Origin of the sequence: Ruminococcus sp. J1101004sp1_RTP21198st1_B9_RTP21198_201120, assembly GCF_040924245.1 — a bacterium.
GTDB classification, from domain to species: domain Bacteria; phylum Bacillota; class Clostridia; order Lachnospirales; family Lachnospiraceae; genus Blautia_A; species Blautia_A faecis.
In genome coordinates this window covers 1-8,825 of sequence record NZ_JBCOMI010000057.1, presented here as the reverse complement: position 1 = coordinate 8,825, position 8,825 = coordinate 1, and the positions used below count along the sequence as shown (strand labels likewise).

Annotated in this window: 10 protein-coding genes; 1 reads left to right on the top strand and 9 read right to left on the bottom strand. The window is 42.1% G+C overall.

Annotation, left to right across the window (positions count from 1 at the left end; all coding sequences use genetic code 11):
- Positions 1 to 168 precede the first annotated feature (168 nt).
- Complete coding sequence (locus AB5618_RS20850; protein WP_173717533.1) at positions 169 to 1,233, top strand: site-specific integrase; 1,065 nt, start codon at positions 169 to 171, stop codon at positions 1,231 to 1,233.
- A gap of 48 nt (positions 1,234 to 1,281) precedes the next feature.
- On the opposite strand, the gene AB5618_RS20845 is transcribed toward AB5618_RS20850, so the two are convergent.
- From AB5618_RS20845 to AB5618_RS20805, 9 genes are all read right to left on the bottom strand, one after another.
- Positions 1,282 to 2,256, bottom strand: a complete 975-nt coding sequence (locus AB5618_RS20845; RefSeq protein WP_148463770.1) for an AraC family transcriptional regulator — start codon at positions 2,254 to 2,256, stop codon at positions 1,282 to 1,284.
- An 11-nt stretch (positions 2,257 to 2,267) separates the two neighbouring features.
- A complete protein-coding gene (locus AB5618_RS20840) occupies positions 2,268 to 3,530 on the bottom strand; it encodes a GLUG motif-containing protein (protein WP_148463769.1) in 1,263 nt (420 codons plus the stop codon).
- A 248-nt stretch (positions 3,531 to 3,778) separates the two neighbouring features.
- A complete protein-coding gene (locus AB5618_RS20835) occupies positions 3,779 to 5,431 on the bottom strand; it encodes an FAD-dependent oxidoreductase (RefSeq protein ID WP_173717531.1) in 1,653 nt (550 codons plus the stop codon).
- Positions 5,431 to 5,994, bottom strand: a complete 564-nt coding sequence (gene ahpC, locus AB5618_RS20830) for an alkyl hydroperoxide reductase subunit C (protein WP_148463767.1) — start codon at positions 5,992 to 5,994, stop codon at positions 5,431 to 5,433. The genes AB5618_RS20835 and ahpC overlap by 1 nt, the downstream gene beginning before the upstream one ends.
- Positions 5,995 to 6,167: 173 nt before the next feature.
- Entirely contained in the window at positions 6,168 to 6,920 is a 753-nt protein-coding gene (gene yaaA / locus AB5618_RS20825) for a peroxide stress protein YaaA (RefSeq protein ID WP_148463766.1), read from the bottom strand.
- The gene (locus tag AB5618_RS20820; RefSeq protein ID WP_148463765.1) at positions 6,920 to 7,375 is read right to left on the bottom strand and encodes a peroxiredoxin; all 456 of its coding nucleotides are present in this window, start codon (positions 7,373 to 7,375) and stop codon (positions 6,920 to 6,922) included. Before AB5618_RS20820 ends, yaaA begins: the two co-directional genes overlap by 1 nt.
- Before the next feature lie 3 nt (positions 7,376 to 7,378).
- On the bottom strand, positions 7,379 to 7,588 hold the full coding sequence (locus AB5618_RS20815; protein ID WP_173717530.1) for a DUF6219 family protein: 210 nt from the start codon (positions 7,586 to 7,588) through the stop codon (positions 7,379 to 7,381).
- A 26-nt stretch (positions 7,589 to 7,614) separates the two neighbouring features.
- Positions 7,615 to 8,118 carry a pyridoxamine 5'-phosphate oxidase family protein gene (locus tag AB5618_RS20810; RefSeq protein ID WP_148463763.1) on the bottom strand — a complete coding sequence of 168 codons (504 nt, stop codon included), beginning with the start codon at positions 8,116 to 8,118 and terminating at the stop codon, positions 7,615 to 7,617.
- A 92-nt stretch (positions 8,119 to 8,210) separates the two neighbouring features.
- On the bottom strand, positions 8,211 to 8,825 hold a 615-nt coding region (locus AB5618_RS20805), incomplete at its 5' end, for a PD-(D/E)XK nuclease family transposase (protein ID WP_368367033.1).

Sequence of the window (8,825 nt, the reverse complement as noted above, 5' to 3'; positions counted from 1 at the left end):
ATAAATATATTTCTTTGTATGGACATCCACCTTACAGGATTAATATGTCATTTTTTTAGAATTTTGTCAAAAATTTTCATAAAAGATCGGATTCTGAGCGAAAATCGGACAATATATAACTGAAATATAGTTAAATGCTTAGCCAATGATGGCAGAAAGGAAAAAAGAATGAGAAAAGAATCAAAAGAAATGGCTGTTACAGCCGCAACAATGAAAAAAGAGAAAAGGAACGAACCTGCTGCAACTACTTTTGTTAATTACCTGGAGAGCTGGTACCAGAACAAATGTCTTTCGAATTCAACCAGCAGCAGTACGGCTGCTTACTACTACTGGATGATCTTCAATGTCATTGAACCCAGCCTTCCGGATAAGGAGCGGGCGGTTGACGATATCGATGCAGAATACCTGAATGCTCTTTTGGCATGCATCAATCAAAAAAATGAAAATACGGCTGCTTCGGCATACCGCTTTCTGCGTGTCTTTATAAAGGATCGTTTTGAACCAGATACCGGTGATTATGAACTTTTCTTTCAAATAAAAAAATATTCTGTTTTGGAAAAAGATCCTGTCCTTTATACACCGGAACAGCTTACCTGCTTATTATCAGCTGCAAAGAAAGACAACACCTCCCACTATCTGGAATATGCCCTGGCGCTTTACTGCGGGCTGAAACCCGGGGAAATCCTTGGACTTAAATATGACAGCTTCGATCTGGAGGCAGGCACGGTAACGATCTGCGGGCTGCATGCACGGAATTATGTGTCTGCTGACAGGAATGGGGGTGATAATAGTCAGAGTCTCAAATACAGTGGCAGAAAGCTCCGTTCAGACAGTAATTACCGTACTGTGCCTGTTCCGGAATTTTTATTTGATGAGATCAGGGAACGGAGATATCTGAATGAGGGCATTCTTCTGAGATATCCCGGACTGGCCGAAGAAGGCGCCCTGTGCCTTGGTCCATATGGAAAAGTCAAGACGCTTCCCACACTGAATACCAGACTGAAAAAGATCACACAGTCCTATGGCCTGCCCCGCATCTCCCTTGGAGACCTCAGATATATGTATCTCGCAGATCTTATCAAAAGGGAAAAACAGTTTGATAAGATCATGAAACTTTTCGGATATGCAAATCCTTACCGGATGCTGGGCCTCTGCCAGCAGATCGCGGATATCCAGGGAGAGACTTTGACTATAAACGTTCCGTTTCCTGAGGTATTTTATTATAAAATGTAAAGCTGAGACGAGATTTGTCAAGGTATGTTTTTGTAAAGGAGTGTGCAATTATGCTTTTATGTATTTCTTTCGAAATTCAGATGGAGTCATCTCATACTCTTTTTTGAAGACTTCCGAAAACTTGCTGGGGTTGTCGTAGCCCATTTTCATGGCGATTTCTGTAATGCTGCAGTCAGAATTCTGAAGCAGTACGGTTGCAGCCTGCATACGGTAGGATTTTATGTAGGCATAAATGGAACAGCCGAAAACTCCCTTAAAACATGCTTTCATGGAAGTAAGAGGAATGTCAAATTGCTCGGACAATTGTTCAAGAGTGTAATGCTGGCGCAAATTGGAAACCATATACTTTTGAATTTCTTTTACTTTTTTTACCTGAGTATGTGCGAAATACGGAACTTTTACCTGGGTATTCTGTATTTTCTCAGTTCCAAGATAAAGGAGCAGTTCCAGGACCTTGACCTTCAGATAGGAAGCGTGCATATACGGCTTGGTGCAGTACAGTTCAGAAAAAATGTGGTTGATTTTATTTTGATTTCTAATTACAGCACAGGTACCATTTTTGCAAAAGCCGTTGGCAATGGAAAACAGATCAATGTCCAGACCGCCTGTCATCTCGCCGATTTTTCGGATGACAGAGTCTGCTTTTTGTAAATCTATGGTGATGGAGATGCCGTGATAATGAGACAGCGGAAAGCTGGTTGAAACGGTCTGGTTGGAAAGAAGGTTGATGGCAAGATCACCGCTTCCAATATACTGATAAGTGCCGTTGGCAAATCTGCATTCAAAACGCCCTTCCCTGCAATGGTTCAGTTCCAGAACATCTGCGTGAGGCAGTTTATTCTGGTTCTGTCCATTGCTCATGTGAAAATCGTTATAAAAGAACTGGATGCCAGGCAAAATAATATATTGCGTGATGATTCCTTCTCCGGTTTCATTGTTCATTTTATAAATAGTACGGTTGTTTTTGCCCGTTGTTTTTTGAACTTTCTGGTCAAAAAAATCCGTTAACGGATGCTGTTCCATTTTTTCCTCTCTTACTGGTCCGCACTCTCGTACATGCAGGAAGTGGTGCCAATCTGATTGTCTGCATGCACACCATCAATTAAAATGTCTGCGTCGCAGCTTTCTATTACACTGCCCACTGCCCTGCCGGCAACGGTACCTGGTGTTACAGCACCGTCAATGGATCCTGTTACAGAACAGTTGGTAACTTTAAATACGGTTTCTTCTCCATAATAGTAAAGTCCGGTGCCAATAAGACCTCCTACATGGGTTGCTCCATCCGCTTTTATGGAAACAGTTATCTTGCAGTTATCAATTACGGACGGATAATTTTTCGTGGAAAATCCTTCTGTTTCCAGGCATACGTCTGGATTGGAGTGAGTGCCTGCGTAACCACAAAGACCGCCGATCGCATGGCCGCCATTTGCGCTTTCAATTGTGACATCAGCGGTGCAGTTGGTAATGGAATCCATCATTTCCAGACAGCCGCCGATTCCGCCAAGACCAACCGGTTCGTTTCCTTCTGCCTTTACAGTTCCGCTTGCGCTGCAGTTGTCAATGGTTCCGCCAAAACCGCCGCCGATGACCAGGCCACCACATTCTGCTACATCTGCCTGCACAATATGGTTTTCTTCAAATTCATTATCTCCAATTACGATGACGGTTACATTTTCTGCGGAGCAGTTGGTTACGGAATTGTTGTTGCCTCCTACAATTCCGCCAGTGCAGTTGTTGCCTGTAATTACGGAGTTTCCTTTTAAGGTTACGTGATCCACTGATCCCATGTTGTATCCTACAACGCCGCCAATAGCCAGAGAGGTGCCATCTGTTACGGTTACTTCTGCATTTTCCACTGTCAGATTTTTGACTTCGCCGCAGTTTACGCCGAAAAGACCAGCCCCGCAGTTGTATTTGTCAGATTCATATTTTAAATTTGAAATTGTGTGATCTCCGCCGTCAAAGGAGCCCAGAAACAAGGTGGAATGGTTTTCCATGTCATTCATATTGCCGATGGGTTCCCAGTCAATGCCTGTAAGATCAAGATCATTTGTCAGAAGAAAATAAGTATCCGCATAACCTGCGTTTGAGCCGTCATTTACATTAGCGGCAAATGTCAGGAAAGAATCTGTCGAGGAAATCTGGTACGGATCTTCCTGGGTGCCACTGCCGCCGTCATAAGAGCATTCAGATGCGGTGCTTACTGCTTCTTCTGCAAATACGGTACTGGTTAATCCGGCAGATAAGGTAGTTGACATGGTAAGTGCTAATAAAACAGAAACGAACTTCTTTTTCATTGTGTGCCTCCTGAGTTATATAATAGTTAGTTGCTTCTAACAATAACCATACCATTTCTTACAGGGTCACACAACTCCATTTGGACGATAACCACTCTGCTTAGACAGATTCTTTTGCGGAAATACGGTATTAGTTATTACTTACCGCTATTTTACCACAATTGTGGTCGGGGAATAAAAATTTTCTTGAATTAAAAAACTGTAACAATAAACCATAGGAGTTTATCATTACAGTTTTTATTATCTTATTAGAGCAATTCCAACAGCTGCGGGATATTCTTTTTCCCAAATGTTACCTGATCCTGGTTGATTATCAGGCAGGGGACGCTCATAACGTTGTATTTTTCCTTTAAATCCGGGAAATGGGCGATGTCGTATACTTCTGCTGTTACAAGGAGATTTAAGGAGGCAATCCTCTGGGCTGCCACTACCAGATCCGGGCACATGGTACAGGAAAGGGATACCAGGATCTGCATGTGCACCTTATGGTCGATAGCGAGGATACGTTCTCTGATGGCAGGGTCAAGGGGCTGCCCTGGTCCTGCGGCGTTGTATAATCCCAGGATAAAAGAGGTAAACTCGTGTCCCCCTGGCACGCCGTGGAAAGCTAATCCAGTCTTTTCCCCGGAGGCAGTCAGCACTTCTACAAAAGGCAGCAAGGCAGCAGAATCCGAAGCAGAGTCCGCTTCCTGTACGGTCAGTTTGTCTGTATATTTCTCCAGTTCTGTCATATAGCCTTTCAATTCCTGGCTGACGGGACGGGAATCCAGATGCAGGTCAAGTTGCAGGTTTCCCTCCATTCTGGAAAATACAACATTCAGCTGGTTTATGATATCCTGTGAAAAAATACCGGCTGAGGATTTCCCTTCTGTTTCTTTTCCTGCGGGTGATTCCTTGTGAACTTCGGCCTCTTTTTTGATTGGCTTTTCCGGGTGGATTCCGGTTTTCCCCTGCATGGCTGCGGCATATTTTTCCAGCTCTGTGGCAGCTGTGGCACCATCTCCCACTGCAGTTACCACCTGGCGGAGATTCTTCTGGCATACATCTCCGGCTGCGTAAATTCCCGGACAGCTGGTCTTCTGGGTTCGGTCCGTTTCCACATATCCATGGGAATCCAGAGCAATCAGGTCTTTTACCAGATCCGTATTTGGCGCGTAGCCTGCAAATACAAATATGCCAAAGGTGTCATCTGCAGAATCGAAAATGGTTTCTTCTCCAGTGTTTTTATTTTTGTAGCAGATCTTTCGCAGCGTGTGGTCACCCTCCACATAGACAACCTCTGTATTGGTTAAAACTGTGATCTTAGGGTGATTTTTGGCGGCTTCCGCTACCGCTTCTGCGCAGGAAAAATCATTTCCACGGATTAAAATAGTTACATGGCTTGCATATTTTGTCAAAAATACGCTTTCTTCTGCTGCAGCAAACCCGCCGCCAACTACGAAAATTTCTTTTCCACGGAAAAATTCTCCGTCACAGGTGGCACAATAGGCTACTCCGTGACCGCGAAACTTGGCCTCACCTGGAAAACCGATCATTCTTGGATGGGCTCCTGTTGCGAGCAGGATTCCAAAGCTTTTGTAGGAACCTTTATCGGTGGTTGTTTCCCAGATTTCTGCGCCGGATGCTTCTTCTGCTTTTTTTAGGCTGACAACATCCCCAAGCAAAAACTCTGCTCCGAAATGTTCCGCCTGTTTCTGCATGGCCTGGGTCAGTTCTTTCCCACTGGTTTTCATGACGCCTGGATAGTTTACCACTTCATCGGTAATGGTAATCTGGCCGCCGAATTTTTCCTTCTCAATTACCAGAACACGGTAGCAGGCGCGAGCCAGATATAAGGCAGCTGTCAGACCGGCAGGACCTCCTCCGATCACAACTACATCATAGAAATTTTCGTTCGACATTAAAGCATACCTACCAGATCAAGACTTGGCTTCAGAGTTTCGGCTCCTGGCTGCCATTTTGCCGGGCACACCTGGTCTCCGTGTTCTGCTACAAACTGGCTTGCCTGGAGACGGCGGAATAGTTCATCTGCATTGCGTCCTACATTGCCGGCATTTACTTCATAAACCACGATCTTGCCTTCCGGGTTTACAATGAAGCTTCCTCTTTCTGCCATTCCGTCAGATTCGATCAGCACTTCAAAATCCTTGCAGAGTGCGTGGGTAGGATCTGCCAGCATTGGATAAGTGATCTTACCGATTCTTTCAGAGGAATCATGCCATGCTTTGTGGACAAAATGGGAGTCTGTAGAAACAGAGTAGATTTCGCAGCCAGCAGCCTGGAAATCAGAATATTTATTCTGCAGATCCTCCAGCTCGGTAGGGCATACAAAGGTAAAGTCGGCCGGATAGAAGAAAAATACGCTCCATTTTCCCAGAATATCGGCCTTGGTCACGGTTTTAAACTCCCCATTCTGATAAGCCTGAACAGAAAAATCACTTACTTCTTTATTGATCATTGACATTTTAAAATTCCTCCTTTTTTTGTAATAAGCATTCCCTGGAATGCAGGGATTAATGCAAGTTAGGCAAAACTAACCTTGTCTGCAATATATCATTTCTTTCTGGTGATGTCAATGAATTTTACGTAAGTGAATATCATTCTCAACAAGAATAATTACAATTTAGCAATACCACACTACAGTGCAGACAACCGTTCAAAAATATATTCCTTCTCTGACGACAAATCTTCTCTAAACCTATAGCCCAGTCTGTTAAATTTTTGTATATCAGCTGGATTTTCAATCCCTCTTTCTGCCATAAATCTGACCATTTCACCACGGGCCATTTTTGCATAAGTACCTTTTGTTACTAGCTTTTCTCCGGATAATTCACAAAATGTAATCGTTATATACGTATCTTTCGGTGACAGATATTTTTCTATGCATTTCGAATATTCCTTTGATGCCAGATTAATAATGATCTGGCTGTCATCAATGATGGACTTATACAGCATGTCTCCCCAATAGTCATACAAATTCCGGGTATTTCCTATTGTAACCTTTGCCTGCATTTCCAGACGATATGGTCTCACACCGTCCAGTGGCTTTAGGCTTCCATAAAATGCGGATAAGATTCTAAGATGCTTTTGGATATACTCAAATTGTCCGTATTCAAACACTGCTGGTGCCATATACTGGAATGCAATTCCCTCATAGGACAAAATAGCAGGAGTAAGCATGTGATAAAGATCCATATTTTCTAATCTTTCAAAGTTCTGCCTGGCAATCTTGTCATTGCATTTCCAGATTGCCTTCAGTTTATCTTTTTCCAGACCCTTCATCCAACTTAGTATCTCAGTTGTCTTATCAAGAAAATTCGGCATTCCCACTGGTGCTATGCTGTCCGTATCTGTAACCATCTTTTTTGCTGGTGATAATATAATCTTCATCACGTCAATTCCTTCAGCATATTTTCAGGATCATCTGCCGCTTTCACTTTATCATTTGCCTTTATGATAATTTCATTCTCATCAATCAGATATGTTGTCCGGACTACTCCCATAGAAACTTTTCCATAATTCTTCTTTTCTTTCCAGACGTCATATGCTTCAATCACTTTACGCTCCGGATCTGCCAATAAAGTAAATGCCAGTCCGTATTTTTCTTCAAATCTCTTATGGGAAGCTACAGAATCCTTACTAACACCAAGGATAACAGCTCCTTTTTCTGTAAACAAAGGATACCTTTCTGAAAATCCACATGCCTGTTTCGTACAGCCAGCTGTATTATCTTTCGGGTAAAAATATAAAATCACTTTCTTTCCGGCATAATCGCTTAACTTATGCATGTTTCCATTCTGATCCGGCAACTCAAAATCAGGGGCTTTTGTTCCTGTTTCCAACATTTTTTAATCCTCCGTTTCTGTAGCTTCCGCTTTCTTTCTTGTTTTTTTACTGCCAGAAATCATTTTATGTCCTGTATAGATAGACATTATCATACAAAGCAGAGAGCTTAGTGCGAAATATTTGTGGCTTGATTTTAACCCTTTGTAACCGGTATAAAAAGTTCCGATCATGGTAATAAATGCTCCGATAGACCAATATTTATGTGCTTTCATACAATACCCCCATAAAATATAATTTATTAAAATTTTATTGTCTGCCTGCTGCTGTATCCATTTTTCTTAAATTCAGAAAAAAGTACTTCCATTTTAACTGGTGTTACACAGATAAGGTTCATTGGCGAAGCCAGTTTCTTTAATGTTTCTACTGGAAGCTTCTTAATCTTTGCATGTTTATTATATGTATCGGAAAAAGGTTCCACAAGATCTGCCTTTCCTATTACCTGTATGCTTTTCAAATTGTCCGCTCCATCATACTTATCATAAATGGCCAGACATACATTTTCATTTTTCTCAAGACCAATAAACTTTTCGCCACCTTCTGAAAACATCCAAAACTTCCCATCATGGTAGCTATACTCAATTGGGGTACATCTTACATAATCCCCAGTTCCAGTCGCAAGTGCACAAGTATTGTTGGAATTGATATATTCCAATACTGTCTTTTTCAGCTTTTCTTCCGGCATAGCATTCTGTTTTTTATTCTTCCAATAATCTGCTGCTTTCTTAAATTGATCATGTGTCACAAAACCGCCTCCAGACATAACACTTTTAATAGTATTCTTTATTAATATTGATAATGGGGCTGTCCCGACAGCCCCATTTATAATGATTTCAGTTATTTTGTTACACACAAAGTTTCATCAATCCATTTCTGGACATCTTTTTCACTTACCTTAACCAAACGAGCAATCATCTTTACGTCCATGCCCTCTTCTGCCATGGAAAGGGCTGTTTCTTTTGCTTTTTTGAGCTCACCACGTTTCTCTCCGCTTTCCATTCCTTCACTATAGATTTTCTCCATTTCATGGCACATAAGTTCAACCCCTTTCTGTGTCTCCTTCAATTCATATACTCGTTTTGCAAGAATCGGACTGTGCATCTCATCTGCCTTTTTACAGTGTAAATCATGCATCAGCTTTCCAAGTTCTGTATCATTCTGTTTCCTGGAATTTACATATATGATATGTGCTTCATCTTGAAAAGCTTCATTTAATTCTTTGATTTGCCGGTCAATGTGGTAAATGGGAAGTCCATATCCAAGAATATCGTCCCTGGTAATAAAAATTACATAGCTTTCCGGCAGTTCCTCAAAATCCTGTCCGGGATTTAGGGTATTCATATCCATCAGTCCACTATGGTACCGGGCTCTTTTTGGGGAAGCTCCTTCATTATCCTGCTGGATTTCCACATCAAATTGTTTGCCTGTGGAATCCCTGGCAACGCAGTCCAT

Excerpts from the sequence above, each read along its gene's own strand:
- AB5618_RS20850 (WP_173717533.1), top strand. The coding sequence starts at position 169 with ATGAGAAAAGAATCAAAAGAAATGGCTGTTACAGCCGCAACAATGAAA.
- AB5618_RS20845 (WP_148463770.1), bottom strand. The coding sequence starts at position 2,256 with ATGGAACAGCATCCGTTAACGGATTTTTTTGACCAGAAAGTTCAAAAA.
- AB5618_RS20840 (WP_148463769.1), bottom strand. The coding sequence starts at position 3,530 with ATGAAAAAGAAGTTCGTTTCTGTTTTATTAGCACTTACCATGTCAACT.
- AB5618_RS20835 (WP_173717531.1), bottom strand. The coding sequence starts at position 5,431 with ATGTCGAACGAAAATTTCTATGATGTAGTTGTGATCGGAGGAGGTCCT.
- ahpC (WP_148463767.1), bottom strand. The coding sequence starts at position 5,994 with ATGTCAATGATCAATAAAGAAGTAAGTGATTTTTCTGTTCAGGCTTAT.
- yaaA (WP_148463766.1), bottom strand. The coding sequence starts at position 6,920 with ATGAAGATTATATTATCACCAGCAAAAAAGATGGTTACAGATACGGAC.
- AB5618_RS20820 (WP_148463765.1), bottom strand. The coding sequence starts at position 7,375 with ATGTTGGAAACAGGAACAAAAGCCCCTGATTTTGAGTTGCCGGATCAG.
- AB5618_RS20815 (WP_173717530.1), bottom strand. The coding sequence starts at position 7,588 with ATGAAAGCACATAAATATTGGTCTATCGGAGCATTTATTACCATGATC.